The sequence below is a fragment of the Streptomyces roseicoloratus genome, from assembly GCF_004117935.1.
Lineage (GTDB): Bacteria > Actinomycetota > Actinomycetes > Streptomycetales > Streptomycetaceae > Streptomyces > Streptomyces roseicoloratus.
The window spans coordinates 59,009-85,265 of sequence record NZ_SDOY01000152.1 but is presented as its reverse complement, the minus strand read 5'-3'; the positions used below and the strand labels follow the sequence as shown (position 1 = coordinate 85,265).

The 26,257-nt window shown below is 74.7% G+C and carries 24 protein-coding genes and 1 pseudogene; 12 read left to right on the top strand and 13 right to left on the bottom strand.

Features of this window, described 5'->3' with window-relative positions; translation table 11 throughout:
- Window positions 1-99 precede the first annotated feature (99 nt).
- Genes ESG85_RS26210 through ESG85_RS26200 form a run of 3 tightly spaced genes read right to left on the bottom strand, consistent with a single transcriptional unit; the run spans window position 100 to window position 3,241 of the window.
- Window positions 100-1,065: a heme ABC transporter ATP-binding protein gene (locus ESG85_RS26210; protein WP_128983386.1), complete on the bottom strand. Its 966-nt coding sequence runs from the start codon at window positions 1,063-1,065 to the stop codon at window positions 100-102.
- Window positions 1,062-2,204 (bottom strand): FecCD family ABC transporter permease, encoded by a 1,143-nt coding sequence (locus ESG85_RS26205; RefSeq protein ID WP_128983384.1) that lies wholly within the window; start codon window positions 2,202-2,204, stop codon window positions 1,062-1,064. The genes ESG85_RS26210 and ESG85_RS26205 overlap by 4 nt, the downstream gene beginning before the upstream one ends.
- The gene (locus tag ESG85_RS26200) at window positions 2,201-3,241 is read right to left on the bottom strand and encodes a heme/hemin ABC transporter substrate-binding protein (RefSeq protein ID WP_246095287.1); all 1,041 of its coding nucleotides are present in this window, start codon (window positions 3,239-3,241) and stop codon (window positions 2,201-2,203) included. Before ESG85_RS26200 ends, ESG85_RS26205 begins: the two co-directional genes overlap by 4 nt.
- A gap of 186 nt (window positions 3,242-3,427) precedes the next feature.
- On the opposite strand from ESG85_RS26200, the gene ESG85_RS26195 reads away from it, so the two are divergent.
- From ESG85_RS26195 to ESG85_RS26180, 4 genes are all read left to right on the top strand, one after another.
- Window positions 3,428-4,933, top strand: a complete 1,506-nt coding sequence (locus ESG85_RS26195; RefSeq protein ID WP_128983380.1) for an HtaA domain-containing protein — start codon at window positions 3,428-3,430, stop codon at window positions 4,931-4,933.
- A gap of 127 nt (window positions 4,934-5,060) precedes the next feature.
- Window positions 5,061-6,608, top strand: a complete 1,548-nt coding sequence (locus tag ESG85_RS26190; protein ID WP_128983378.1) for an HtaA domain-containing protein — start codon at window positions 5,061-5,063, stop codon at window positions 6,606-6,608.
- An 81-nt stretch (window positions 6,609-6,689) separates the two neighbouring features.
- Window positions 6,690-7,055, top strand: coding sequence for a hypothetical protein (locus ESG85_RS26185; protein ID WP_128983376.1), 366 nt, complete (start codon window positions 6,690-6,692; stop codon window positions 7,053-7,055).
- On the top strand, window positions 7,018-7,704 hold the full coding sequence (locus tag ESG85_RS26180; protein WP_128983373.1) for a PhzF family phenazine biosynthesis protein: 687 nt from the start codon (window positions 7,018-7,020) through the stop codon (window positions 7,702-7,704). Before ESG85_RS26185 ends, ESG85_RS26180 begins: the two co-directional genes overlap by 38 nt.
- A gap of 111 nt (window positions 7,705-7,815) precedes the next feature.
- On the opposite strand, the gene ESG85_RS26175 is transcribed toward ESG85_RS26180, so the two are convergent.
- Both ESG85_RS26175 and map read right to left on the bottom strand, forming a co-directional pair.
- Window positions 7,816-8,469 (bottom strand): biliverdin-producing heme oxygenase, encoded by a 654-nt coding sequence (locus tag ESG85_RS26175; protein ID WP_128983371.1) that lies wholly within the window; start codon window positions 8,467-8,469, stop codon window positions 7,816-7,818.
- A gap of 124 nt (window positions 8,470-8,593) precedes the next feature.
- Window positions 8,594-9,451: a type I methionyl aminopeptidase gene (gene map, locus ESG85_RS26170; protein WP_128983369.1), complete on the bottom strand. Its 858-nt coding sequence runs from the start codon at window positions 9,449-9,451 to the stop codon at window positions 8,594-8,596.
- A 58-nt stretch (window positions 9,452-9,509) separates the two neighbouring features.
- Here map and ESG85_RS26165 point away from each other — a divergent pair, with 58 nt between their 5' ends.
- The gene (locus ESG85_RS26165) at window positions 9,510-9,770 is read left to right on the top strand and encodes a hypothetical protein (protein ID WP_128983367.1); all 261 of its coding nucleotides are present in this window, start codon (window positions 9,510-9,512) and stop codon (window positions 9,768-9,770) included.
- Window positions 9,771-9,873: 103 nt separating this feature from the next.
- Here the strand turns inward: ESG85_RS26165 and ESG85_RS26160 are convergent, their stop codons facing one another.
- Together ESG85_RS26160 and ESG85_RS26155 are read right to left on the bottom strand one after the other, a co-directional pair.
- The gene (locus ESG85_RS26160; protein ID WP_128983365.1) at window positions 9,874-10,578 is read right to left on the bottom strand and encodes a zf-HC2 domain-containing protein; all 705 of its coding nucleotides are present in this window, start codon (window positions 10,576-10,578) and stop codon (window positions 9,874-9,876) included.
- 275 nt (window positions 10,579-10,853) lie between these two features.
- Window positions 10,854-11,426: pseudogene (locus ESG85_RS26155) on the bottom strand (RNA polymerase sigma factor); the annotation flags it as partial.
- Between the two features lie 154 nt (window positions 11,427-11,580).
- Here ESG85_RS26155 and ESG85_RS26150 point away from each other — a divergent pair.
- Both ESG85_RS26150 and ESG85_RS35125 read left to right on the top strand, forming a co-directional pair.
- Window positions 11,581-12,063 (top strand): copper-binding protein, encoded by a 483-nt coding sequence (locus tag ESG85_RS26150; RefSeq protein ID WP_128983363.1) that lies wholly within the window; start codon window positions 11,581-11,583, stop codon window positions 12,061-12,063.
- Window positions 12,064-12,077: 14 nt separating this feature from the next.
- Complete coding sequence (locus ESG85_RS35125) at window positions 12,078-12,578, top strand: hypothetical protein (RefSeq protein WP_164986319.1); 501 nt, start codon at window positions 12,078-12,080, stop codon at window positions 12,576-12,578.
- Between the two features lie 62 nt (window positions 12,579-12,640).
- Here ESG85_RS35125 and ESG85_RS26140 read toward each other — a convergent pair whose 3' ends face one another.
- Both ESG85_RS26140 and ESG85_RS26135 read right to left on the bottom strand, forming a co-directional pair.
- Window positions 12,641-13,933 carry an MFS transporter gene (locus ESG85_RS26140; protein ID WP_128983361.1) on the bottom strand — a complete coding sequence of 431 codons (1,293 nt, stop codon included), beginning with the start codon at window positions 13,931-13,933 and terminating at the stop codon, window positions 12,641-12,643.
- A gap of 129 nt (window positions 13,934-14,062) precedes the next feature.
- Window positions 14,063-14,668 (bottom strand): hypothetical protein, encoded by a 606-nt coding sequence (locus ESG85_RS26135; RefSeq protein ID WP_128983359.1) that lies wholly within the window; start codon window positions 14,666-14,668, stop codon window positions 14,063-14,065.
- A gap of 100 nt (window positions 14,669-14,768) precedes the next feature.
- Between ESG85_RS26135 and npdG the strand changes: the two genes are divergently transcribed.
- Together npdG and ESG85_RS26125 are read left to right on the top strand one after the other, a co-directional pair.
- Window positions 14,769-15,470, top strand: coding sequence for an NADPH-dependent F420 reductase (gene npdG, locus ESG85_RS26130; RefSeq protein ID WP_128983357.1), 702 nt, complete (start codon window positions 14,769-14,771; stop codon window positions 15,468-15,470).
- A 24-nt stretch (window positions 15,471-15,494) separates the two neighbouring features.
- Entirely contained in the window at window positions 15,495-15,719 is a 225-nt protein-coding gene (locus ESG85_RS26125; RefSeq protein WP_128983355.1) for a hypothetical protein, read from the top strand.
- Between the two features lie 89 nt (window positions 15,720-15,808).
- Here the strand turns inward: ESG85_RS26125 and ESG85_RS26120 are convergent, their stop codons facing one another.
- Complete coding sequence (locus tag ESG85_RS26120; RefSeq protein ID WP_128983353.1) at window positions 15,809-16,609, bottom strand: site-2 protease family protein; 801 nt, start codon at window positions 16,607-16,609, stop codon at window positions 15,809-15,811.
- Between the two features lie 277 nt (window positions 16,610-16,886).
- On the opposite strand from ESG85_RS26120, the gene ESG85_RS26115 reads away from it, so the two are divergent.
- Window positions 16,887-20,471 (top strand): AfsR/SARP family transcriptional regulator, encoded by a 3,585-nt coding sequence (locus ESG85_RS26115; protein ID WP_128983351.1) that lies wholly within the window; start codon window positions 16,887-16,889, stop codon window positions 20,469-20,471.
- 33 nt (window positions 20,472-20,504) lie between these two features.
- Here ESG85_RS26115 and ESG85_RS26110 read toward each other — a convergent pair whose 3' ends face one another.
- The 3 genes from ESG85_RS26110 to panB all read right to left on the bottom strand — a co-directional run bounded on the left by ESG85_RS26110 (window position 20,505) and on the right by panB (window position 23,417).
- The gene (locus ESG85_RS26110; RefSeq protein WP_128983349.1) at window positions 20,505-21,365 is read right to left on the bottom strand and encodes an ABC transporter permease; all 861 of its coding nucleotides are present in this window, start codon (window positions 21,363-21,365) and stop codon (window positions 20,505-20,507) included.
- Window positions 21,362-22,363, bottom strand: coding sequence for an ATP-binding cassette domain-containing protein (locus ESG85_RS26105; RefSeq protein WP_128983347.1), 1,002 nt, complete (start codon window positions 22,361-22,363; stop codon window positions 21,362-21,364). The genes ESG85_RS26110 and ESG85_RS26105 overlap by 4 nt, the downstream gene beginning before the upstream one ends.
- A 190-nt stretch (window positions 22,364-22,553) precedes the next feature.
- Window positions 22,554-23,417, bottom strand: coding sequence for a 3-methyl-2-oxobutanoate hydroxymethyltransferase (panB, locus tag ESG85_RS26100; protein ID WP_128983345.1), 864 nt, complete (start codon window positions 23,415-23,417; stop codon window positions 22,554-22,556).
- Between the two features lie 350 nt (window positions 23,418-23,767).
- Between panB and ESG85_RS26095 the strand changes: the two genes are divergently transcribed.
- Together ESG85_RS26095 and ESG85_RS26090 are read left to right on the top strand one after the other, a co-directional pair.
- The gene (locus tag ESG85_RS26095; protein WP_246095286.1) at window positions 23,768-25,342 is read left to right on the top strand and encodes an MFS transporter; all 1,575 of its coding nucleotides are present in this window, start codon (window positions 23,768-23,770) and stop codon (window positions 25,340-25,342) included.
- A 149-nt stretch (window positions 25,343-25,491) separates the two neighbouring features.
- The gene (locus ESG85_RS26090; RefSeq protein ID WP_246095289.1) at window positions 25,492-26,115 is read left to right on the top strand and encodes a TetR/AcrR family transcriptional regulator; all 624 of its coding nucleotides are present in this window, start codon (window positions 25,492-25,494) and stop codon (window positions 26,113-26,115) included.
- Window positions 26,116-26,257 lie beyond the last annotated feature (142 nt).

Here is a 26,257-nt window from a genome sequence, read left to right as displayed (position 1 = left end):
TACCTCAGCCAGATCCGCCCGTCCAGTGATTCGGCTCTCAGGTCCGGCGGACCGGACACGGCGCGGTCACAGGGGACCAATGGGGGTTTCACGGCTTGGTCAAGGGGCGGTCAAGCGGGGGGAATTGTCCGGATTCCGGTCGCGGGTGGGTACGGCCGGCTCCCGCGGGCCGAGCGATCCACGGACGGGCAGGACGAGCGGAGCGCCCGTCCGCGGGTGCGGGAACACCTCCACCGGCCGGCGGTAGACCTCGCTCAGCACCTCCGCGTCCAGCACCTCGGCCGGCGGCCCGGCCGCCGCGATCCGCCCGCCGTGCAGCACGGCGATCCGGTCCGCGTGCGCCGCGGCGAGGCCGAGGTCGTGCAGCACCACGACCACCGCCGCGCCCGCGGCCGCCCGCTCCCGGCAGACGTGCAGCACCAGTTCCTGGTGCCGCAGGTCCAGCGCGGCGGTCGGCTCGTCGAGCAGCAGGAGACCGGTGCGCTGGGCGAGCACCCGCGCGAGCGCCACCCGGGCCCGCTCGCCCCCGGACAGCGCGGAGAACGGCCGCCCGGCGAAACCGGCCGTCTCCGTCGCGGCCAGCGCCTCCGCGACGGCCGCCGCGTCCTCGTCCGTCCGCGCCGTGCCCGCCCACGGTGCCCGGCCCATGCGGACCACCTCGGCGACGGGAAAGGGGAAGGAGAGCTCCGCGGACTGCGGCAGCACGGCCCGGCGCAGGGCGAGTTCACCGGCCGTCCAGCCGCTTGCGGCCCGGCCCCCGATCCGTACCTCGCCGGCCGTCGGCGCGAGATCGGCGGCGAGCGCGGCGAGCAGCGTCGACTTCCCGGCCCCGTTGGGCCCCACCAGGGCCAGCACCTCCCCGGCCCGTACGCCGACCGTGACACCGTCGAGCACGGCCCGCCGCCCGAGCACGACCCGCAGCCCGGCGGCCTCGGCGACGAGTCCGCCCGGGGGGACGGGAGCCGGGAGCTCGCGGGGACGGCGCCTCGGCGCGATGCGGGGCAGCACGGCACGGGCCGGGGCGGTACGGGCCGGGGCGGTGCGGGTCACGGCGGTGCGGGTCATGCCCAGCCTCCTTGCTTGCGGCGGGTCCTGCGCAGCAGCCAGAAGAAGAACGGGCTGCCGACCAGGGCGGTGAGGACGCCCAGGGGGAGTTCGGCCGGGGCGGCGAGGGTGCGGGCCGCGAGATCCCCGGCGGTGAGCGCGACCGCGCCGCCGAGCGCGCTGCCCGGTACGAGGAAGCGGTGACCGGGGCCGTTGGCCATGCGCAGCACGTGCGGGACGACCAGGCCGACGAAGGTGACGATGCCGGAGACCGCGACCGCCGCCGCGGTCAGCAGCGCGACGAGCAGGATGAGCGCGGCCCGCAACCGCTCGACGTCCACGCCCAGATGACGCGCCGGGCGCTCGCCGAGCGCGAGCAGGTCGAGCCGGCGGGCGAACAGCGGCGCGAGCAGCAGGCCCAGCGCCGCGCACGGCAGCACGGCGAGCACCTTCGGCCAGGTGGCCTGGGCGAGCGAGCCCAGCTGCCAGAAGGTGATCTGGCTGATCTGCGCGGTGTCGGCGAAGAACACGAACAGGCCGATGAGCGCGCCCGCGAACGCCGTCACGGCGATCCCGGTGAGGATCAGCGTGACGACCTCGGTGCGGCCGCCCGAACGGGACATCGCGTACACCAGCACCACCGTGACGAGCCCGCCCGCGAAGGCGCAGACCGTCACCGTCCAGGTCCCGGCGAAGGCGAGCCCGAGCACGATCGCGCCGACGGCGCCGACCGCCGCGCCGGAGGAGATCCCGATGACGCCGGGCTCGGCGAGCGGGTTCCCGAACACGCCCTGCATCAGGGCGCCCGCGCAGCCGAGCGAGGCACCGACGAGGACGGCGAGCACGACCCGGGGCAGCCGGATGTTCCACAGCACGCTCTCCGCGGTCCGGTCGAGCGCCTGCCCGCCGAGCCCGAGCCGGTGCTGCACGGACCCGAGCACGTCCCCGATCGGGATCTCGTACGCGCCGATGCCGGCGGAGAGCAGGGCGAGCGCCGGCAGGGCGCCGACCAGGACGGAGGCGAGCAGCAGGCTCCGGGCGCGGCCCCGGGGGACCTGGCGGCGCTGCGGCGTGGGGGAGCGGGAGGGGAGCGCCGGGTCGGGTTCGGGCTCGGGCGTGGGTTCGGCGGTGGGGCCGCCCGTCTTCTGGAGGGCCGTCACTTGTCCGCCCCGTACAGCTGGTCGACCAGGGAGGCCAGCACCCGGTCGGTGCGGGGGCCGTAGTTGAGGAGGACGCCGTCGTCGACGGTGACGACGCGGCGGTCGAGGCCGGCCGGGGTCTCGGCCACGCCGGGGATCCTCACCAGGCCGTCGACGCCGCCGACCGACTCCAGGCCCTTGCTCATGACGAGGATCGCGTCGGGCGCGGACTTGGCGAGCGCCTCGCTGGTGACCGGGGTGAAGTCCTTCTCCAGGCCCGACTCCTTGCCCGCGTCGACCGCGCCCGCTGCCTCCAGGAGCGAGCTCGCCCCGGACCCGGCGCCGCCGAGCAGATAGACGGCGGCCGAGCCCCGTACGTACAGGAAGGCCACCCGCGGCCGCTCCGGCCGTCGCGGAACTCCCTCCCGTACGGCCTCGATCCGGGACTCGGTGCGCTGCTTCAGGGCCGTGCCCGCGGCGGGCACGCCGAGCGCGGCGGCCACCGCGTCGATGCGCCGGGACACGTCCGGGAGGCCCTTGGCGGGTTCGACCACGACGAGCGGGACGCCCGCGTCGCGGATCTGGGCGACGGCCTCGGCCGGGCCGGTGGTGGCCTCGGCGATGACCAGGGTGGGCCGCAGGGAGAGCACGCTCTCGGCGGAGACGTCGTGGGCCCGGGTCACCACGGGGAGGCCTGCGGCCTGTTCGAAGGTGGCGGTGACGTCCCGGGCGACGACCTGGCGGCCGAGGCCCAGCGTGAAGACCAGCTCGGAGAGCGAGCCGCTGAGCGGCACGATCCGTTCGGTCGAGGTCACCGTCACGCGGCGGCCGTCCGCCGAGGCGACGGTGACGGGCAGCCGCGGTTTCGGGGCGGGCGCGGCGAGCGGCTCGACCCGGTCGGGGGCGGCCGCGGTCGAGGAGCCGGCGCGGGCGCCTGGACCCGTGCCGGAGCCTGAACCGGGGCCGGCCGCGGAGCCGGAACCGGGGCCGCAGCCGGTCGCCGTGAGGGCGAGGGCGAGCGCCGCTGTCAGCGCGGTCGCGAGGCGGGCTGTACGCACCGGGGCACCGTCCTGTCGTCGTTCGTGCGGGGCGAGTCGGGGTGAGTCGGGGTGGGCCGGGGTGGGTCCGGGCGACTCGGAGTGGGGTGGGGCAAGGCGGGTCACGGCCGAGGGAGACTTCCGACCGCGACCAGTTGTAGCTTAGGTTAGCCTTACCTTAGTTTCCAGTCCTCGAAAGGGGGCCTCATGCTGTCCTCGTCCGGATCCGCCCGGGCATCCGTCCGGACGTCCACCCGGGCATCCGCCGTCGCGTCGGCCACCCTCGTCGCCGTCCTGGCCGCCGCGCTGCTCGTCGTCCTCCTCCCGGCCGGCACGGCCCGCGCCGAGGACCGCACGGTCCAGGGCGGACGGCTCGACTGGGGCGTCAAGTCCTCCTTCCAGGGCTACGTCACCGGGCCTGTCGCCCAGGGGAGCTGGAGTCTCACGGGCGGGGCCGCCACCGTCGGCTCCGGACGGTTCCGCTTCCACTCCGCGCACGGCTCGTACGACCCGGCCACCGGCGCCTTCGACGCCGCCTTCGGCGGCGGGGTCCGGTTCACCGGGCACCGCGCGGCCGACGGCACGAACGAGCTGGACCTCACCATCAGCCGCCCCCGCGTCCGCGTCAGCGGCGGACGCGGCACCCTCTACGCCGACATGGCGAGCAAGGCCAAGGGCGGCGGGACCGTCACCGTCCGCTCCGGCGTCGCGCTCGCCGCCCTCGACCTCTCCGGCATCGACATGCGCGGCGGCGCCGGCCCGGTCGCGCTCACGAACGTGCCCGCCACCCTGACCGCCCAGGGCGCCACCGCCTTCGCCGGCTACTACCCGGCCGGCACCCGGCTGGACCCGGTGAGCCTCACCGTCGACGTACGGAAGCGGGCGGGCGCGTCGGCGTCACCACAGCCGCAGCGGACCCCGCCACCCACGGCCGGCGCCACGACCGGTGCCGCACCCGGCACCACGTCCGGCGGCAAGGCCGGCCTCCGGGACGCGGCGGTCGACTGGGGCGTGCGCCGCACCTTCCGCGAGTACGTCACCGGAGCCGTCGCCAAGGGCCGCTGGACGCTCGCCGACGGCGCCCAGGACGGCGGCGCGCTCTACCGCTTCCCGGCCGGCAAGGGCACGTACGACCCGGTCAAGGGCACCCTCGACGCCGCGTTCGCGGGCAGCGTCCGCTTCACCGGCACCCACCTCGACCTCACCCTCGGCAAGGTCACCGTGCGGGTGGCCGACGGCCGCGGCACCCTCAGCGCCGACGTCACCAGCGCCGGACGGCCCACCGAGAAGGCCGTCCCGCTGGTCACCTTCACCGCCACCGGACTCACGCCCCGCGACGGCCTCGCCGTCGTCACCGAAGCCCCCGCGACCCTCACCGAGGGCGGCGCCAGGGCCTTCGGCGGCATGTACCGGGCGGGCACGGCCATGGACCCGGTCTCGCTCGCCGTCGCCGTCGACGACACGGCCCGGCTGCCGCCCCTGCCCGACCTCGGCAGCGACGCCACGCCGACCGCCAACGCGCCGACCGCCAACGCGCCGACCGCCACCGCGGCGGCCGCTCCCGGCGCGAAGCCCGCGGTGGCGTCCGGGAGTTCCGGCCCGGGCACCGGGACCTGGGCGGCGCTCGGCGCGGGCGCGGTGCTCGCCGCGGCGGCCGTCGCACTGGGCGCCGCCACCGCGCGCAGTCGCAAGCGCCGTACATCCACCGACTGATCCCCCGTCACCGCCCACCCCCGCGCCACCTCACCCCGCCCCGACCCGCACCGCCCCGTCTCACCGCACCTCACCTCACCTGACGCACTCCACCCCGACCCCTTTTCGCACGAGGAGACAACCCGACATGGCCACCCCCCAGCGCCGTTCCGTCACCCTCGCCGCCGCCGTCGCGACCCTCGCGGCGCTCGGTGCCGGCGCCCTCGCCCTGCCCGCCGTCGCCGCCGAACGGGGCGCGCCGCCCGTCCCGCTGAAGGACGGCACCCTCGACTGGGGCATCAAGCAGTCCTTCCGGTCGTACCTGGCCATGCCCTTCGCCAAGGGCACGACGACGGTCGAGGGCGGCGCCAGGCAGGCCCCGGACCACGGGACCTTCACCTTCGTCGACGGCACCGGCAGCTACGACACGGGCACCCACGCCACCGCCAACTCCTTCAAGGGCGGCGTCCACTTCGAGGCCCACGACGGCGCGCTCGACATCCGCATCTCCGACGTGCGGCTCAGCACCAGGGGCGCCGCGGCACCGATCGGAGAGATCACCGCCGACGTCGTCACCAAGGAGAAGGACGGCAGCGTCAGCACCCGCGACGACACCGCCTTCGCCGCGCTCGACATGACCGGCATCCGGCCCGCAGCCGGAGCGGGCGGCGCGATGGTCTTCAAGGACATACCCGCCAAGCTGACCAAGGACGGCGCGGCGGCCTTCGCCGGCTTCTACAAGGAGGGCGACGCACTGGACCCGGCGACCCTCACCGTCACGGCCGGCGCGGCCCCGACGAACCCCACCCCCACCCCCACGCCGACCGGAACCGGGACGCCGAAGCCCACCCCCACGCCGACGACGCAGCCGACGACGCAGCCGACCGCCACCACCACGGGCCCGACGCCCACTTCCACCACGGCGACCCCGACCAAGGCCCCCGCCGGCGTCCTCGACGGCCGCCTCACCTGGGGCGTGAAGGCCTCCTGGCGCTCGTACGTCACCCAGACCTGCGGCGGCACCGTCACTCCCGGCAAGGGCGCGCAGGCGAGCGGCGCCTCGTACGCCTTCCCGTACGCCAAGGCCGACGTGTCCGCCGAGACCCGCAAGGCCGACGCGGCCTTCCGCGGCGCGCTGACGTTCACCTGCGCCGTGCACGGCATCGACTGGACCGTCGGCGACGTGAAGGTGAAGGCCGACGGCACCCAGGGCACGCTCGTCGCCGACGTCACGACCGCCAAGGGCACGCGGAACGACGTCGCCTTCGCCGACCTCGACCTGACGAAGGCCGACTGGACCGCGAAGAAGGGCGTCGTCACGCTCGCCGCGCTCCCGGCGAAACTGACCGCAGCGGGCGCGGCCACCTTCGCCGGCCCGAACGGCGAGGCCTTCTACCCGGCGGGCACCGCCGTCGACCCCGTCACGGTCAGCTTCACCGTCGACGGCAACGGCACCCTGCCCACCACGTCGACCGGCACGTCGGCAGGCACCTCGACCGGCACGTCGACCTCCGGCGGTTCCTTCGGCGGAACCGGAACCGGCGGCGGAACCGGCGGCACCGTGGGCGGCACCGCCGCCCTCGCCGCCACCGGCGCGGACACCCCGGCCGGCCCCCTCCTCGCCGCGGCCGGCGTCACGGTCGTCGCGGGCGCGGGCGTCGTCCTCGCCGTCCGCCGCCGCGCCACGGCCCTCTGACCGCCACCCCCCCCGACGGCGGGGCCGCACCCCGGAAACGGCGGTGCGGCCCCGCCGTGCACACGCCCCAGCGTGGCGGGCATGCGCCGCGAGGACATTCCCGGAGCCCTCGTCCTGACCGGGCACCCCGACCGCGTCCCCGCCCCGCGTCCGGAGACGGCCGCGGGGCGCCGGGCACTGCTCCGCCAGAACGGCCGCCCCGTCCTCCTCGCCCGCCGCCGTGCGTCTCGCACACCGCCTCGTCCGCGACTGGCCGGACTGGGGCCCGGACAGGGCCCCGCGCGGCGGGTCCTGAACCGCGCGTACGCCGGCGCGCTCGCCGCCGTCCCCTACGCGGAAGGCCCCGCGCCCACCTGGCCGATTCCCGGTGGTGCCGACGAACGGGACGCCTGGATGCTTGAATTCCGCCATGAACACGACCGGCACGAGCCCCTCCGGCGCCACTGACATCGACGTCCTGCGCGTCTTCTGCGCGGGCGACGGCCGGTACGGCAACGCCCTCGGTGTCGTACGGGACGGGCGCGCCTACCCCGACGAGGCGTCCCGGCAGGCGCTGGCGAAGGAACTCGGGTTCAGCGAGACCGTGTTCGTCGACGACCCGGAACGCGGGACCGTCGACATCTACACGCCCGGGGTGCGGCTGCCCTTCGCCGGGCACCCGCTCGTCGGCGTGGCCTGGCTGCTCGACGTCGAGGTGGTCTGCCCGCCGGCCGGCGAGGTGTGGGTGCGCGGGGACGGCGAGTTCACCTGGATCGAGGCCCGCGCCGGATGGGCGCCGCCGCGCACGCTGCGGCAGTACGGCTCCGCCGCCGAGGTCGACGCCCTGGAGGTGCCGGAGCCGGGGGAGTGGATCTACGCCTGGGCCTGGGAGGAGGAGGCCGCCGGGCGCATCAGGGCGCGGGGCTTCCCCGGGCGCGGCGACGGCATCGACGAGGACGAGGCGACGGGCGCGGCGGCCCTGCTGCTCACCGCCGAACTGGGCCGCGCCCTCAACATCATCCAGGGCCGGGGCTCGCAGATGCTCACCGCGCCCGGCCCGGACGGCATCATCGAACTCGGCGGCCGGGTCCGCCTGGAGCGGACCCTGACCGTCTGAGCCCGTCCGGGACCCGTCCGGGGCGCGCGAGCCCGTCGACTCAGAGCCGCGCGAGACCGTCCGGGACCGGTACGGGGCGCGCGAGCCCGTCGACGCGGCCCCGGGCGTGCCTCAGGCCGCGCTGAGCGGGAACTCGCCCGAGAGCTCCCGGAACACCGCCCCGTTGAAGTCGAACGCCCGCTTGCACTCGTCGACGATCCGCTGCTTCTCCAGGTCGTCGGCGTTCACGCCGTCGAGCAGCTCCCGGTACGCCCGCTTGAACGCGGCCGGGTTGGCGATGCCCTCGAAGACGTAGAACCGCACGCCGTCGCCCTTGCGCGCGAAGCCCCAGGTGCGCTCGGCCTTGTCGCGGATGATCTGGCCGCCGGAGAGGTCGCCCAGGTAGCGGGTGTAGTGGTGCGCCACGTAGCCCGCCGGCCAGTCGCGGGCGCACGCGGCGATCCGCGCCGCGTACGCCTCGGTGGCGGGCAGCGCGGTCACCCCGGCGCGCCAGCCGGGCCCGCGCAGATGGGCGAGGTCCCGCTCCAGGGCCTCCGTGCGGAACAGCTCCGGCTGTATGAAGGGCCCGGCGACCGGGTCCGCGCTCAGGGCCTCCGCGCCCTCCTCGAGCGCCCGGTACACGAACCACAGCTGCTCCGTGTAGCGGGCGTAGGCGTCGACGGCCAGGCGTCCGCCGAGGAGGTCGCTCATGAACGACGACGACTCCGCTTCCGTGTGCTGTTCGTGCGAGGCGGTGCGGATGAGCGTCGAGAAGGGCGTGTCCAAGGCGTGCCTCCGGGACCGTCGGGACCGTAGGGGTCGGGAACCACAGCCGATCCTGCCGACTTAGGTATGCCTAAGTCAACTGGTTCCCGACGACCTGTCGGTAAGAACGTACCCCTCGGGCGCGTCAGGGCAACGTGAGGATGTCGGCCCCGGTCTCCGTCACCACGAGCGTGTGCTCGAACTGCGCGGTCCGCTTCCGGTCCTTGGTCACCACGGTCCAGCCGTCGTCCCACATGTCGTACTCGTGGGTGCCCAGCGTCAGCATCGGCTCGATCGTGAAGGTCATGCCCGGCTGCATCACCGTGGTGTGGTGCGGCGAGTCGTAGTGCGGAATGATCAGCCCGGAGTGGAAGGACGAGTTGATGCCGTGCCCCGTGAAGTCCCGCACGACGCCGTAGCCGAAGCGCTTGGCGTACGACTCGATGACCCGGCCGATGATGTTGACCTGGCGGCCCGGCTTGACCGCCTTGATGGCCCGGTTCAGCGACTCCCGGGTCCGCTCGACGAGCAGCCGGGACTCCTCGTCGACGTCGCCGCACAGGTAGGTGGCGTTGTTGTCGCCGTGGACGCCGTGGATGTACGCCGTGACGTCCAGGTTCACGATGTCGCCGTCCTTCAGGACGGTCGAGTCGGGGATGCCGTGGCAGATGACCTCGTTGACCGAGGAGCACAGGGACTTCGGGAAGCCGCGGTAGCCGAGCGTGGAGGGGTAGGCCCCGTGGTCGCACAGGAACTCGTGGGCGACCCGGTCGAGCTCGTCCGTGGTGACACCCGGGGCGATGTGCTTGGCGGCCTCCTCCATCGCCTGCGCGGCGATGCGGCCGGCGATCCGCATCCGCTCGATGGTGTCGGAGTCCTGCACCTCGGGCCCCGAATACGGGGTAGGAGCGGGCTTGCCGACGTACTCGGGACGGCGGATGGCCCCGGGAACGGAACGGTGGGGGGAGAGCTCCCCCGGTACGAGAAGCGACTGGCCAGACATGTCAGCGAGTCTAACGACCGCGTCTGGGGCAGCATGGTGACGGAGGAAGGAGCCGAGGATGGCCCTGTTCAAGAGGCGCACGGCCGGCAAGCCGGGCGAGTGGTTCTACTGCCTGGAGCACAAGAAGGTCGAGGAGGGACCCGAGTGCCCGGCCAAGAACCGCTTCGGCCCCTACGGGAGCCGCGAGGAGGCCGCCCGCGCGATGGACACCGCCAAGGAGCGGAACCTGGAGTGGGAGACGGACCCGCGCTGGCACGACAAGACGGGTGACGGGACGGCGGACGGCGGGTCGCCGGACGGCGGCTCGACGGGCGCGTAGGGCGCGGGTCGCAGGGCGACGGGGCGCCGGGAGCCGGACCCCTTCGCCGGGAGCCGGACCCTTTCCAGGCCGGGCCCCCCAGGGCCGGGCGGCCGGACACCTCCTAGGTGCCGCTCGCCGCGTCGTCGAAGCGGGCCTCGGCGAGGACGGTGCCGTCCTGGGCCAGCAGGCGGGCGCCGGTCACCGCGCCGGGATCCACTCCGGTGACCGGCGCGCCCCAGTACCCGTAACCGCCCTCGAGCGGGAACGAACCCACCGGCGTCGTCGACCCGTCGTCCCCCACGAGCACGCAGCGCACCGGGCCGTCGGCCGCCCGGTCCAGGTCGACCGCCATGTACACCCAGCCGCCGCCGGCCCCCGCATGGGCCCAGAGCCGGCCCACCTCGTGGCCGCCGGCGAGCAGCGCGGCCTCCCGCAGCCGGTTCCCGTCCGTCCGCTCGGCCACCGTCGGCGGGCCCTGCACCGCCGTGCCGACCGCCCAGCCCCCGAAGCCGAAGGCCAGCGCGCCGGCGACGGCCGCCGCGGCGAGCCGCAGCCGCCGCCCGCGGAAACGGCCCGCACGCCGGGGAGCCGGCGGCTCCGGGGCCACGGCGCGCACCACCCGGGTCTCGAAGCCGACCGGCGGCTCGGCCTGCGGAAGCAGTCCGAGCAGCCCGTCGCCGACCGCCGTCAGTTCACGGACCCGCCTCCGGCAGTCCGGGCAGCCGTCCAGGTGGGCCACCGCCTCGGCCCGCTCCCGGGCCGGCAGCACCCCGAGCGCCAGCTCGGCGACCCGCTCCCGCAGCCGCTCGCACTCCGCACCGCTCACGGCGCCTCCACCTCCCCTCCACCGAGCCCGCGGTCCGTCGCCGTGCGCTCCCGCGCCGTGCGGACCTGTTCCTCGTGGTCCTGTTCCTCGCGGTCCCGCTCCTCGTGGTCCTGCTCTTCGCGGTCCTGCTCTTCGTGGTCCTGTTCCTCGCGGTTCCGCGCTTCGTGGTCCCGCTCTTCGCGCTCGCCCGCCCGCTCGCCCTCACCCCCGCCGGCCGGGCCGCCCCCACCCTCGCCCGCCCGCTCGTCCGTACCCGTCCGCTCGCCTTCCTCCTCGAGCAGCGCCCGCACCCTGAGCATCCCCGTCCTGATCCGCGTCTTGGCCGTGCCCAGCGGAACGCCCTCGGCCTCGGCGACCTCCCGCGCCGTCATCCCGTAGATCCCCGCCATCACCAGCGCCCGGGCCTGCCCCCGCGGCAGCGCCGCCACCGCCCGCCGTACCAGCCGTGCGCTCTCGTCGGCGAGCGCCCGGCGCTCCGGCGTCTCGGTCGTCACCAGGCCGAGCAGCGCCTCCAGGTCCTCGGGCGGGACCGGGCTGGCCCGACGGGCCCGTACCGCGTCGACCGCCAGGTTGTGGGCGACGGCCGTCAGCCAGGTCCGTACCGAGCCGCGCCGCGGGTCGTACACCTGGGCGTGCCGCCAGGCCCGCTCGAAGGTCTGCTGGGCGATGTCCTCGGCGAGCTGGGGATCGCGGACGACGGCGACGGCCACCCCGAAGACGACGCCCTGGAAACGGCGCACGAACGCGACCGCGATCTCCGGATCGCCCGTCGTCAGCCCGGAGAGCAGTGCCTCGTCGGACACCCGCCCGAGGGGCAGGCCTCCGAGGGGAAGGGCCATGCGCCGCATACCCGTGGATACGTTCCGTCGCCCCGAGGGGATTGCCCCGAGGGGATTGCCCGAGGGATTGCCTACGGCCATTGTCCGCCCGCCCGCCCGGTCCGCGTCCGCCGCCGCAATCCCTTACCGCCGCTGCGCCGTATCCCCTGCGGAGGACCGAACCATGACGTACTCACGCACGCGACGCGACCGGGTGGCGCTCGGCCTGTCGGCCGCCGCCCTCACCGCCCTGCTGGCCGCCGCCTGCGGTGACGACGGCGGTGACGGCGACGGAGGGGCCACCAGCGCACCGCCTCCGGCCGGCACGACGGCGACCCGGGTCGACGCGACGCTCTCCGACTTCCGCATCACGTTCTCGCAGCAGACCTTCGAGCCCGGCGACTACACGTTCACCGCGAGGAACACCGGACGGCACGACCACGCCCTGGAGTTCGAGGGATCCGGCGGCGAGAACCGCAGCGCGACCATCGCTCCCGGCGGGTCCACGACCCTGAAGGTGACCCTGGAGTCCGGCACGTACGAGGTCTCCTGCCCCGTCGACGGCCACAAGGACCTGGGCATGAAGACCGAGATCACGGTGGGCGGCGGCACGAACGGCACGCCCGACGACGGTCCGGGGACCGACCGCCCCGGCACCGGTTACTAGGGACGGCCACGAGGATGAGCGGCAACGGGAAGCCCGGCATGGCCACGAGCAGGACGGTGGCGACGGTCGTGCTGCGGGCCGCCGCCGCGGGTCTGACCGCCGCGATGGCCGGGATCCACCTGCACCTGTGGGCCTCCGGCTACCGGGACCTCGACACCATCGGCGCGCTGTTCCTGTTCAACGGCGTCGCCGGCTGCGTCCTCGCCGTGGCGCTGCTCGTCACGCCCACGCGCTGGCTGGGCGTGGTGGCCGCCGTGACGGCGCTGTTCACGGCAGGGACCCTGGGCGCGCTGTTCCTCAGCCTCACCACGGGCCTGTTCGGCTTCGAGGAGTCGCCGGACGCGGAGCTGGTGCGGCCCACGCTCGGCGTGGAGACGGCGGGAGTGATCGTCCTGACCACCCTGGCGGTGGCCACCCTCAGCCACCATCACCACCTGCCCCGCCTCCCTCACGTCCACCATCTGCCCCACACCCAGCACCAGCACCAGCGCCGGCATCAGCACCGGAGGAGGTGAGGGCGTCCACCGCCTGCCCGCCCGAGCCTCCGAGCGCCGACCGGCAGCGAGCTCCCCGTCTGTCAGGGCGTCGCCGCTGCCGCCGCTGCCGTCGCCTGCTGCTGGGCCTTCCTCGCCAGCGCGTCCTCGTCCGTCTCGGCGTCGTACGCGAGCAGCTTCGGCAGGGCGAGGCACAGCAGCCCGACCGACGCCACGCACGCGACGCCGCCCGACCAGATCGCCGTACGGGTGCCGGTCCAGCCGGCCGTCGTGCCCGCGCGGACCTGGCCGAGCTGCGGGCCGACGCTGTACGACAGGACCTCGATGCCCGCGAGGCGGCCGCGCAGCTCCTCCGGGATGGTCTGGTTCCAGATGGTGGCGCGCCCGAGACCGCTCAGCATGTCGCCGGCGCCCGCGAACGCCAGGCACAGCAGCACCGCCCACACGTTCCCGAACCAGCCCGCCGCCGCGATCGCGAGGCCCCAGCCGGCCGCGCCGAACGCCACCAGGAGGCCGTGCCGCCGCACCTTCGAGGTCCAGCCGCTGGTGAGGCCGAGGACCAGCGAGCCGACCGACCCGGCCGCGTACATCAGGCCCAGCGACCACTCCGCGTCGAGCTCGTCCGCGAGGAACGGGAAGATCGTGTTGGGGAAGGCGAAGAACATCGCCGCCAGGTCGACGGCGTACGTGCCCAGCAGCACCGGCCGGGACCACGCGTACCGCGCGCCCTCCACGATGCCGCGGAGCGAGGGCCGGTCGGCGTCGTGCGCCGGAGGCGCGGGCGACAGCGACCGGCACAGCAGCACCGACACCAGATAGCCGACGACGGTGACGGCGTACGCGGCGGCGTGCCCCGTGTACGCCACGACCAGGCCCGCGAGCGACGGCCCGGCGATGGAGCCGATCTGCCAGCGCAGCGAGTTGAGCGCGGCGGCGGCCGTCTGCTGCTCGTGCGGGACGATGCGTGCGAGGAGCGAGTCGAGCGCGGGCCGCTGGAGGCCGGTGAACGCGGAGACGCCGGCGGCGACGACGTACAGCGGCCACAGCATGGGCGCCGGCAGCAGCGCGTTCAGGAACAGGAGCAGGGCGAGCACGCCGAGGCCCGCCTCGGTCGCCAGGATCACCTTCCGCCGGTCGACGGCGTCGGCGAGCGCCCCGCCGTACAGCCCGAACACGACGAGCGGGACCAGCTCCACGACCCCCATGGCGCCGACCGCGAACGGCGAACCGGTCAGCTCCTTGATCTGCAGCGGCAGGGCGACCAGCGCCATGAAGGAGGCGAAGACGGTGACGGTGCCCTGCACCCAGAGCAGCCGGAAGTCGGCCGAGGAACGCCAGGGCGAGAGGTCGGGGAGGAGTCGGGCGAGACGCTTCACGGAGTGCCATGCTCGGCACCGCCCGTCCCCCGGGCAACCGAATTACGGGCAGCCGTCACCGGTACGGGGAGCGAATCGGCCCGGCATCGTCACCGGTACGGGGAGCGCATCGGCCGCAGGCCGGGGCCGTCACCAGCAGGCCGCCGGCGGGGCCGTCAGCTGGTCGGCGAGGCGGGACAGGCGGTCGCGGAAGCGGAGGCGGCCGCGCGGGGCGGGCGGCAGGCAGTTCTCGCCGGTCGCCGCGCTCACCAGGTGCTGCACCGTGTCCAGGTCCACCTCCGCGTCCGGCGCCACCGTCAGCGTCTCGTGCGCGAGCCCCAGCAGCTCGGCGTCGCCGCCGTCGAGCGACAACACCGTCGCGCCCGCCCGGCGGGCGTCGTGGACGCGTTCCAGCAGCCCGCCGTCCGGCCGCGACGGCGCCACCACGAGCAGGGTCGCCCCGCGCCCCGCCGACTCGATCCGCCCGAGCCCGACGGCCAGGTGCGCCGGGTCGCCGGACCGCACCCGGTGCCGTACCAGGGTCGGGGCGAGCTCGGGGCGGCCCGACCAGACCGATTCGTCGACCAGGTGCGCGGCCAGGTGCCACGGCTCGTACTCCGCCGTGCCGACGAGCAGCAGCCCGCCGCCGTGGGGGACCACGGAGGACCGGAGGAAGCCCGCGAACCGCCGGGCGGATGCCGGCCACTCGGTCCCGGCGAGCACTTCGCGCAGCAGCGCGACACGTACGGCGTCCATGGTCCGCATGCTGCCCCGCCCGGCCCGCCGAGCGCAGCGCTTCGCGGCCGACTCACCCGGACGGGGACCACCGGGCCGACCGGCCAGTAATGTCGAGGCCATGACTTCCTCCACCACCGCACCGCAGACCCCGAAGGACCCCTGGGACCTGCCCGACGTCTCCGGACTCGTCGTCGGCGTCCTCGGCGGCACCGGCGACCAGGGCCGCGGGCTCGCCTACCGGCTCGCCAAGGCCGGCCAGAAGGTGATCATCGGCTCGCGCGCCGCCGACCGCGCCCGGGCCGCCGCCGACGAGCTGGGCCTCGGCGTCGAGGGCGCCGACAACGCCGAGTGCGCGCGGCGCAGCGACATCGTGATCGTCGCCGTGCCGTGGGACGGCCACGCCAGGACGCTGGAGTCACTGCGCGAGGAGCTCGCGGGCAAGCTCGTCGTGGACTGCGTCAACCCGCTCGGCTTCGACAAGAAGGGCGCCTACGCGCTGAAGCCGGAGGAGGGCTCGGCCGCCGAGCAGGCCGCCGCGCTGCTGCCGGACTCGCGGGTCACGGCCGCCTTCCACCACCTCTCGGCGGTGCTGCTCCAGGACGCCTCGATCGAGGAGATCGACACCGACGTGATGGTCCTCGGCGAGGTCCGCGCCGACGTGGAGATCGTCCAGGCCCTGGCCGGCCGCATCCCCGGCATGCGCGGCGTCTTCGCGGGCCGGCTGCGCAACGCCCACCAGGTGGAGTCGCTGGTCGCGAACCTGATCTCGGTGAACCGCCGCTACAAGGCCCACGCGGGCCTGCGCGTCACGGACGTCTGAGCCGGTCCCGGCGCGGCGGAGGGCATGGGGGACACTGGACGGGCACCATCAGCCGTACCCGGACAGGAGCCGACCCCCATGCCCCGTCTCGCCCTCTACGCCCTCGTCGTCTGCGTCCTCGCGGTCGTCGCCGCCGTCGTCTCCTTCGCCCAGGGCAGCTGGCTGGGAGTGGTGTGGGTGCTGTTCGCCGGCCTGTCCTCCAACATGGCGTGGTTCTCCATCAGGCGCGCCCGCATGACCCAGGGCTGACGCGGCCGGTCGGACGACGGCCGGTCGGACGCCGGCCGGAGGGCGCCGTCCGGACGCGGGGTCAGCCGACCCCGCGTCCGGCCGAGGGGTCAGCCGACCCCGCAGATCTGCGGTGCCGAGCCCTGCCAGAAGCGGAACATCTCCGAGCCGCACGCCCGGGACAGCTCCGGCACGCCCAGGGCTCGCATCAGCCCGTCGATCACGTCGAAGAAGGCCCCGTTCACCGCGGGCACGAAGAGCAGCGCGATGACGACGAAGAACCCGTACGGCGCGTAGGGCTCGACCTGCCGCTTGACGCCGTACGACAGCCAGGGCTCGATCACGCCGTAGCCGTCCAGGCCCGGCACCGGCAGCAGGTTCAGGAGCGCCGCCGTGACCTGGAGGAACGCCAGGAAGGCGAGCGCGTACTGGAAGGCGGTCGGCACGCCGTCGAGCGCGTCGAGCCAGAACGGCGCCGTGCACACGACGGCGAACAGGACGTTCGCGAGCGGCCCGGCAACGGAGATCAGGCTGTGCTTCCAGCGGCCGTGCACCCGCCCGCGGTCGACGAAGACCGCGCCGCCCGGCAGGCCGATGCCGCCGAGGATCACGAAGAGCACCGGCAGGATGATGCTCAGGACCGCGTGGGTGTAGGCGAGCGGGTTGAGCGTCAGATAGCCACGGGCGCCGATCGTGATGTCGCCGCTGTGCAGCGCGGTGCGGGCGTGGGCGTACTCGTGGAGGCAGAGCGAGACGATCCACGCCGCGGTCACGAAGAGGAACACGGCGAGCCCGGGCAGCGCGGCGAAGTCCGTCCACACGGCCCAGCCGGTGACGGCCATCACCGCGAGGATCGCCAGGAACACGGGGCTGATCCGCCGCTCGTCGTGGCGATGGGTGGTCGTGGACATGGAGCTGCTCCCGGGCTGCACGGCATCCGCCGGCCGGTCGGCCGCGCGTCCGGGAAACGTACCGGCCCCCTCCAGGAGTTCCGGCGCCGGGCCCCGACAGGGGGCGCCCACGGGGTCTCCCGTATGGGTCGCCCGGACGCGGAAACTCCGTACGGCCGGCGCGTTCCGTGGGCCCGCGGGGCGTCCCGGCGGCCAGGGGCGCTCGCTGACGGCCGTCCCGGAGTTCCGTGTGGCGGCCCGTGCGCGGGGTGGTGGTGGGCTCGCGGAGAATGGGGGCGTGCGTTATTCCGTCCTCGGGGCCGCTGGGGCTCACACGTCAGAAGGCACCGTCGGCGTCGGCGGGCCGCGGGTGCGTGCGCTGCTCACTGTCCTCGCGCTGCGGGCCGGGCGGGCGGTGCCCGTCGGCGTGCTCGTGGACGAGGTGTGGGGCGGCGATCCGCCCGCCGACGCGGTCGCCGCGCTGCAGGCACTCGTCGGCCGGCTGCGCAGGGCCCTCGGGCACGAGCGGGTGCTCTCCACCGAGGGCGGTTACCGGCTCGCGGCCGAGCCCGACGACGTCGACGCCCACCGCTTCGCCCGCCTCGCGGCCGACGGCGTACGGGAACTGGACGCCGGGCGGCCGCAGCGCGCCGCCGAGCTGCTCGACGAGGCGCTGGCCCTGTGGAAGGGCCCGGCGCTGGCCGATCTGCCCGACGGCGCGGCCGAGGCCGCCCGCTGGGAGGCGCGCCGGCTCGACGCCCGCCGCGCCGGGCTGGCCGCCGCGCTCGCGCTCGGCGAGGCCGCCGCCGTACTGCCCGAGCTCGACACCCTGTGCGCCGCGCACCCGCTCGACGAGCCCCTTCAGGCCCTGCGGATCCGCGCCCTGCGCGACACGGGCCGCCCTTCGGAGGCGCTCGCCGCCTACGAGGCGGTGCGGCGCGAGCTGGCCGAGCGGCTCGGCGCGGACCCGTCACCGGAACTGCGTGCCCTGCACGCCGGGTTGCTGGCGGGCGCCGGGCCGGACGCGGGACCGGCCGCCGTTCCTTCCGGCGCCCCGCCCGGCTCGGACTCCGGTCCCGGTCACGGCCTCGGTCACGGCCCCGGTCACGGCTCCGGTCACGGCCTCGGTCCCGGTCACGGCCTCGGCTCCGGTCACGGCCCTGGCTCCGGCCCCGGCTCCGGCTCCGGCTCCGGTCCCGGAGCCGGGTCCGCGTCCGTCGCGGGGAACCTGCGCGCCCGGCTCACCAGCTTCGTCGGCCGCGAGGACGACATCCGCGCCCTCCAGGACGCCCTGCGCACCGGACGGCTCGTCACCCTCCTCGGGCCCGGCGGCGCCGGCAAGACCCGCCTCTCGCAGGAGGCCGCCGAGCGGGCCGCCGCCGCGGGCGGAGCGTGGCCGGACGGCGCCTGGCTCGTCGAACTCGCCGCCGTCACCGACCCGGAGGCCGTCACCGAGGCCGTCCTCGGCGCGCTCGGCGCCCGCGAGACCGTGCTGCGCGGCGCCGGCGCCGAGGAGCTGCGGTTCGGCGACGATCCCGGCAACCGGCTCGTCGAGCACTGCGCGGGCCGCCGCCTGCTGCTCCTGCTCGACAACTGCGAGCACGTGGTGGGCGCGGCCGCCGAGCTGGCCGAGACGCTGCTCGCCCGCTGCCCGGGCGTCACCGTGCTCGCCACGAGCCGCGAGCCGCTGGGCGTGCCGGGCGAGGTGCTGCGCCCGGTGGGCCCGCTGCCCGCGGAGACCGCCCTGCGCCTGCTCGGTGAGCGCGGCGCGGCCGTGCGGCCCGGCTTCGACGTGGGGGAGGACCCGGAGGCGGCGGCCGAGATCGTGCGCCGTCTCGACGGCCTGCCGCTGGCGATCGAGCTCGCGGCGGCGCGGCTGCGGATGCTGACCGCCCGGCAGATCGCCGACCGGCTCGACGACCGCTTCCGGTTGCTCACCTCCGGCGCCCGGACGGTGCTGCCGCGCCAGCAGACCCTGCGTGCGGTCGTCGACTGGTCCTGGGACCTGCTCGACGGGCCCGAACGCGCGGTCCTGCGCCGCCTGTCGGTCTTCACCGGCGGCTGCGACCTGGAGGCGGCGGAAGCCGTCTGCGGCGAACCCCCCGTCCCCGCCGACGGATCCCCCACCCCCGCCGACGGATCCCCCATCTGCGCCGGCGAACCTCCCGCGCCCCGCGGCGGCGCCCCCGCCCCGCCCCCCGGCGCCCCCGCCCCGCCCGGCCCCTCGCCCGTCGACGTGCTCGACGTCCTCGGTTCGCTCGTCGACAAGTCGCTCGTCGTCGCCGCCGACGTCTGCCCGGGGTCCGCCGGTGCCCCCGGTATGCGCTACCGCCTGCTCGAGACCGTCGCCGAGTACGCCGCCGAGCGGCTGGACGAGGCCGGGGACCGGGCCGCGGCCGAGCGGCGCCACCTGACGTACTACCGCGAGCTCGCCCGGCTCACCGACCCCGAGCTGCGCACCGGGCGGCAGGTCGCCGCCATGGCCCGGTTCGGCACCGAGTACGGCAACCTGCGCACCGCGCTGCGCCGGGCCGTCGCCGCACGCGACGAGCACGAGGGCCTGGTGCTCGTGCACGCGCTGCTCTGGTACTGGAACATGCGCGACCTGCGCTCCGACGCCCTGCACTGGGCCGAGGCCGTCGCCGCCCTCGGCCCCGACCCGTTCGGGCCGGACGCGGGCCCTGTCGTACCGCTGTACGAGCCGGTCGCCGCCGCGCCGCCGCCGCTCGACGAGGCCCGGCTGTGGGAGGCCAGGCGCGGCGTGCGGATGGTCGAACTGATCAACATGGACCACGAGACCGGACGCTGGACCACGCCCGAGGGCATCGCGCGGCTGCGGCAGATCACCGCCAGCTACTCCCCGGGCCTGCCGCAGACCTGTCGGCTGCCCGGCTCCTTCAGCGTGTTCGCCGTCCTGCTCATCGCCGACCCTGGCCGCATGGGCGAGGCCCTGGACACCCATGTGGACGCCTGCCGCCGCTACGGCTACGAGTGGGAGCTCGGCAACGCCCTCCAGCTGCGCGCCAACTTGCGGGCCAACCGCGCCGACCTGGCCGCCCAGGCCGAGGCCGACGCCGAGGAGAGCCTGGAGATCTTCGTACGGCTCGACGACGCCTGGGGCGTGGCCGAGGCCCTGTCGTCCCGGGCCGAGGCCCGTGAGCGGCGGCTCGAGTTCCACGGCGCGGCCGAGGACTTCGCGGCGGCCATCGAGTACGCGCGGCGGATCGGCGCCCAGTCCCAGATGGCGCTGCTGCGCGCCCGGTACGCCGAGATGCTCATCGAGACCGGTCGCGGCGACGAGGCGGAGCGCCTCCTGCGCGAGGTCGTGGAGGGGGAGCACGGACGCGGCCACGAGCCGATGCTCGCGGCCCGGATCTTCCTGGCGCTGCTGCTCGGCCGCACCGGCCGTACGGACGAGGCGCGCGTCCATCTGCGGCGACTGCTGGAGGACTTCGGCTCCGAGACCCTGTCGATCTTCGAGGGCTTCACGCTCGGCTGCCTGGGCTGGGTGGACGCGCTCGACGGGCGCTACGCCTCCGCGTTCGAGCTGGCCGCGCGGGCGTACCGGAGCTCGCTGGGCGCGCTGTCGATGATGGTCGCCCCGCAGATGCCCGCCGCCCACCTGATCATCGCCGCCTGGGCGCTGGCCGGCCTCGGCGGCCCGGTGGCCCGGACGGCGGTCGTGCTGCTCGGCGCCTCCGCGGGGCTGGTGCCGCCCGGGCACCGGGAGCCGCCGACGGAGCGGGAGAACCGGGCGCGGGCCACCGAACTGGCCCGGGCCGCGCTCGCCGACGACGCCGCGTTCGAGGCCGCGTACGCCGAGGGCGGCGGCCTCTCCCTCGAGGAGGCCGCCGCCCTGCTCGAACGCGCCGACGCGATCTGAGGCGCGCCGAGTCCCGTTCCCCGTGTCGGCGGGTCAGGTCTTCCTGCGGAACTTGGCGACCGCGAGCGGCGCCGTGACGACGGTGATCAGCGCCGCCCAGCCGAGGGTCATCCACACCGAGTGGGCGACCGGACCGCCGTTGATCAGGTTGCGGGCGGCGTCGGCGAGGTTGGACAGCGGGTTGTAGTCGGTGAACGTCTCCAGCCAGCCGGGCATCGAGGTCGGCGGGGCGAAGATCGACGAGCCGAACTGCAGCGGCATCAGGACGAGCATGGCCACTCCCTGGACGGCCTGGGCCGTCTTCATGGTGAGGCCGAGCAGGATGAAGATCCACATGAGGGAGGCACCGAAGACCATCGACAGGCCGATGGCGGCGAGGAGGTGGAGGACCGAGGTGTGGATCTCCAGGCCGAGCAGGAAGCCCATGCCGAGCAGGATCGCGGTGGCGATGAGCATCCGGCCCACCTCGACGACGATCTTCGCGATGAGGACCGAGGAACGGGCGATCGGCATCGTCCGGAACCGGTCCATGACCCCCTTCTTGAAGTCGTCGTTGATGCCGACTCCGACGGCCATGGCGATGTTCATGCCCATCATCGCCATCAGGCCGGGCGTCACGTAGTTCACGTACGCGTCGTTGTTGCCCTTGCCGGCGATCGCGCCGCCGAAGACGTACACGAACAGCAGGATGAAGATGATCGGCATCAGGACGGCGTCGAACATCGACTCCGGGTCCTGCTTGATCTGGAGGGCGTTGCGGCGGGCGAGGGCGCCGATGTGGCGCACGTTGGCCCGCAGGCCGATCCGGCCCTCCGCGACGGGCGAGGTGCGCGGGGCGGCAGGGCCGGGACCGCGGGTGCCGGCGGGGGACTCGGTGACAGTGGTCGTGCTCACGCGGCGACCTCCTCGGTGATCGCGTCGGAAAGCTCGGAGTCGGCGGTCTTCTGACCGGTGATCGCGAGGAACACCTCGTCCAGGCTGGGAAGATGGGTGCCGATGTGGGCGATGCCGAAGCCGCGCGCGCCGAGCAGGCCCACGACGGCGGTCAGCTGCTCGTCGGTGAGGATCGGCACGTACAGCACGCCCTCGTCGGGCACGACGGTCGAGCCGGCGACCCCGTCGAGACCGGTCTCGCGCAGCGCGGCGGCCATGGCGGGCAGCTGCCCGGGGTCCGTGGGGCGGACCTTCAGGGTCCGGCCGCCGACCTTGGCCTTGAGCTCGTCGACCCCGCCCTTGGCGATGACCTTGCCCCGGTCGATGACGGTCAGCTCGCTCGCGAGCTGCTCGGCTTCCTCCATGTACTGGGTGGTGAGCAGCACGGTCGCGCCCTCGGCCACCATCCGCTGGACCTCGTCCCAGACCTCGTTGCGGGTGCGCGGGTCGAGGCCGGTGGTCGGCTCGTCCAGGTAGAGCACGGCCGGCTGCCCGATCATGGAGGCGGCCAGGTCGAGGCGGCGCCGCATGCCGCCGGAGTAGTTCATGGCGGGGCGCTTGGCGGCCTCGGTGAGGGAGAAGCGCTCCAGCATCTCGTCGGCGCGGCGGCGGGCGTCCTTGCGGGAGAGGTCGAGCAGCCGCCCGATCATGTAGAGGTTCTCCCAGCCGGACAGCTTCTCGTCGACGGAGGCGTACTGGCCGGTGAGGCCGATCGTGCGGCGCAGCCGGCGGGGCTGGCGCACCACGTCGTAACCGGCGACGGTGGCGGTCCCGGCGTCCGGGACGAGAAGGGTCGACAGACAGCGGACGAGGGTGGTCTTGCCGGCGCCGTTGGGGCCGAGGACCCCGAGCACCGTGCCCTCCCGCACGTCCAGGTCGACCCCGTCGACGGCCTTGGTGTCGCCGAAGTGCTTCACGAGGCCCCGGACCTCGACGGCGTTGGTGTGTGATCGCGTCATGTCCCCCATGGAACAGGCACCCACCGACAGCCCGCCGACAAACGACCGACAGCGGCACCCACGGACACCGACAGCCCGCCGACAGCTGCCCGCGGCGGCGCCCACGGGCCCGTCGTCGTGGCGTGCCCCGTGACGGCGACAGCCCGCCGACGGGGGACGGTCGGCGGGCTGTCGTTCTTGCCGGTGGTCGCTAGTGGAAGGTGTGCTCCTCGGCGGGGAACGCCCCGCCGGCCACGTCCTCCGCGAAGGCGCGCGCGGCGTCGCCGAGCGTCTCGCGCAGGTTGGCGTACTGCTTGGTGAAGCGCGGCACCTTGCCGCCGGTCAGACCGGCCATGTCGGTCCAGACGAGGACCTGGGCGTCCGTGTCGGGACCGGCGCCGATGCCGATGGTGGGGATGTGCAGGGAGCGGGTGACCTCGGCGGCCAGCTCGGCCGGGACGAGCTCCAGGACCACGGCGAAGGCGCCCGCGTCCTGCGCGGCCTTGGCGTCGCGCAGCAGCTTGTGGGCGGCCTCGTCGGAGCGGCCCTGCACCCGGTAGCCCATGGTGTTGACGGACTGCGGGGTCAGGCCCAGGTGGGACATGACGGGGATGCCGGCCTGGACGAGCAGCTCGGTCTGCGGCAGCGAGCGCTCGCCGCCTTCCAGCTTGACCGCGCCGACCCCCGCGTCCTTGACCAGGCGGGTGGCGTTGCGCAGGGCCTGGACGGGCCCTTCCTGGTACGAGCCGAAGGTCAGGTCGCCGACGACCAGGGCGCGCGTGGTGCCCCGTACGACGGCGGCGGACAGGATGGTCATCTCGTCCATCGTGACGGGCACGGTGGTGTCGTAGCCGAGGTGACAGTTGCCCATGGAGTCGCCGACGAGGATCACCGGGATGCCGGCCTCGTCGAAGACGGAGGCGGTCATGGCGTCGTAGGCGGTGAGCATGGGCCACTTCTCGCCGCGGGTCTTGGCGGCGGCGATGTCGTGGACGGTGAGGCGGCGGGTGCCCTTCCCTCCGTACAGCGCCTTGCTGCTGTCGGCGGGCGGTTTCTGGGCAGCCTGAAGCGTCATGGTGAACGGCTCCTTTTGTCATCTCGAGGCGCCCTGTGGCGTCCCCGGACCACATCCATGGTGGCACCTCGCGGGGTGGGCGGGGAAGCGGGGCGCGGCAGCGGAGCGGCGTGGCGCTGTTCACATCGCCGAAACGAAGCCCGAAGGAGCCCGAAGAAGCCCGGAAGAAGCCCGGAAGAAGCCCGGTGGAGGCCCGGTGGAGCCCGAAGGGACCCGAAGAGGCCCGGTGGAGCCCGAAGGGGTCCCGAAGAGGCCCGGTGGAGCGTGACGAAGCCGGGTCCGGCGTCAAGAACGGGTAAGGATTTCCAATACGAGACGGTCTCGTATCGAAATTGGTCTACGGTGAGGGCATGTCACAGCCTCACCGCCGCCGCTGGGCGATCCTCGGCGTCCTCATGCTCAGTCTGCTGATCGTCGTCCTCGACAACTCGATCCTCAACGTCGCCGTCAAGACCATCGCCAGTCCCGCCCCGGTCGGCATCGGCGCCACCCAGAGCGAGCTGGAGTGGGCCATCAACTCCTACACGCTCGTCTTCGCCGGGCTGCTCTTCACCTCCGGTCTGCTCGGCGACCGCCTCGGCCGCAAGAAGGTCCTGCTCTTCGGCATCACCGTCTTCGGCATCGGCTCCGCGCTCGCCGCGCTCTCCACCGGCCCGGGCGAGCTCATCGCCTACCGGGCCGTGATGGGCCTCGGCGCCGCCTTCGTCATGCCCGCCACGCTCGCCGTCCTCATGAACGTCTTCGAGCGCGACGAGCAGCCCAAGGCCATCGGCATCTGGGCCGGCGGCGTCGGCCTCGCCATCGCCATCGGGCCGATCACCGGCGGCGTGCTCCTGGAGCACTTCTGGTGGGGCTCGGTCTTCCTGGTCAACGTGCCCGTGGTGCTCCTGGCCCTCGCGCTCATGGTCTGGCTGGTCCCCGAATCCAGGGACCCCAGGCCCGGCCGCGTCGACGTGCCCGGCGTGCTGCTGTCCGTCCTCGGGCTCGTCCTGCTCGTGTACGGCATCATCCGCGGCGGCGAGCTGGCGGACTTCACCGACGTCACCGTGCTGCTCCCGGCCCTCGCGGGCCTGGCCGTCCTGGTCGGCTTCGTGCTGTACGAGAAGCGCAGCGACCACCCGGCGCTCGACATGGCGTACTTCCGCAAGCCCGCCTTCTCCGCTGCCGTCGCCGCCATCGCGCTGGTCTTCTTCGCCCTCATGGGCGTGACCTTCTTCTCCGCCTTCTACCTGCAGAGCGTCCGCGGCTACAGCGCGCTGGAGTCCGGTCTGCTCATCCTGCCGCTCGCCGTCGCGCAGATGGTGTTCGCGCCGCGGGCCCGGCTGGTCGTCGAGCGCTTCGGCGCGAAGGCCGTGTGCACCATCGGCATGCTGGCCGTCGCGGTGGGCCTGGCCTCGTTCGCCTTCTTCGACGCCGGCACGCCGGTGTGGGTCCTGGAGGTCGTCTTCTTCCTCCAGGGCGCGGGCATGGCGCACATCATGCCGCCGGTCACCGTCGCCGTGATGCAGGCGCTGCCGAGGGAGAAGGCCGGCTCCGGCTCCGCCGTCAACAACACCTTCCGCCAGGTCGGCGGCGCGCTCGGCGTGGCCGTGCTCGGCTCCGTGCTGTCCGGTACGTACCGCGGGGAGATCGAGGGCCACCTCGGCGCCGTCCCCGCGGCCCTGCGCGAGACGGCGGGCGAGTCGATCGAGGCGACCCTGGCCGTCGCCGAGCAGCTGGGCCCGGCCGGCCGCGGTCTCGTCGCCCCGGCGTACGACGCCTTCCTCGACGCGATGCACGTCACCGCGATCGGCTCGGCCGCGGTCGCCGTCCTCGGTGCCGCCGTCGTCGCCCTGTTCCTGCCGGGCCGCACCCCGCAGGGCGGGCCGGGCACGCCGACGGTCCCGGGCAGCCGCACGGAGGCGGGAGAATCGGTCCCGAGGTAGCCCGGACCAGGAGGAGAGGCGGACACGTGTCGCAGGACAACGACGACCCGGCGACGAAGGCCCCGGCGCCGACCCCGGGCCCGGCGCCGGCCCCGGCCCCGGGCTCGGGCCCCGGGTCGGCAGGCCCGGCCACGGGCCCCGGCTCCGACGTGGGTACGGCGGCCGCCGGCTCCGCGGCGCCCGCCGGTGGCGGGCGGCGGGGGCGGCCGCGCAGCGAGGCGGCGGACCAGGCGATCCTCGACGCGGTGGTCGGGCTGCTGGAGAGCGGGCTGCCGCTCACCGAGCTGTCCATCGAGAAGATCGCCCGCACCGCCGGCGTCGGCAAGGCCACCATCTACCGCCGCTGGGCCGGCAAGGAGGAGCTCCTGATCGAGCTCCTGCGCTCGGCCGAGCCCCCGGACCCGGTGCTGCCGGGCACCACGGTCCGTGACGACCTCGTCAGCCTCCTGGAGTCGATGCGGCAGCGCGGCCTCGTCAAGCGGACCTCCGCGCTGCTGCACAACGTCTTCTCGCAGATGCAGTCGTATCCCAAGCTGTGGGAGGCCTACCACCACACCGTCATCGAGCCCCGCCGCCGCCTGGGCCTCGACGCCATCCGGCGCGGGATGGAGCGCGGCGAACTCCGTGCCGACCTCGACGTCGAACTCGTCAACGACCTCTTCGTCGGCCCCCTGCTGCTGCGCTCGGTGATCCGCCCCGGCGCGCCCCTGTCGCCCGGCCTCCCCGAGGAGATCGTGGACGCCGTCCTGGAGGGCCTGCGCCCGCACGGCTGAGCCGGCAGCGGGGCGATCCGTACGAATGTGCGCGTTCTGTCACAGCCGTACGCCCCGCGCCACCTGCAGGAACCCGGCACGCGCGGCTGTCGTCCCTCGAAGAGTACGACCGGCCCGGACCCGGCCGACATCCGAAAGGGAT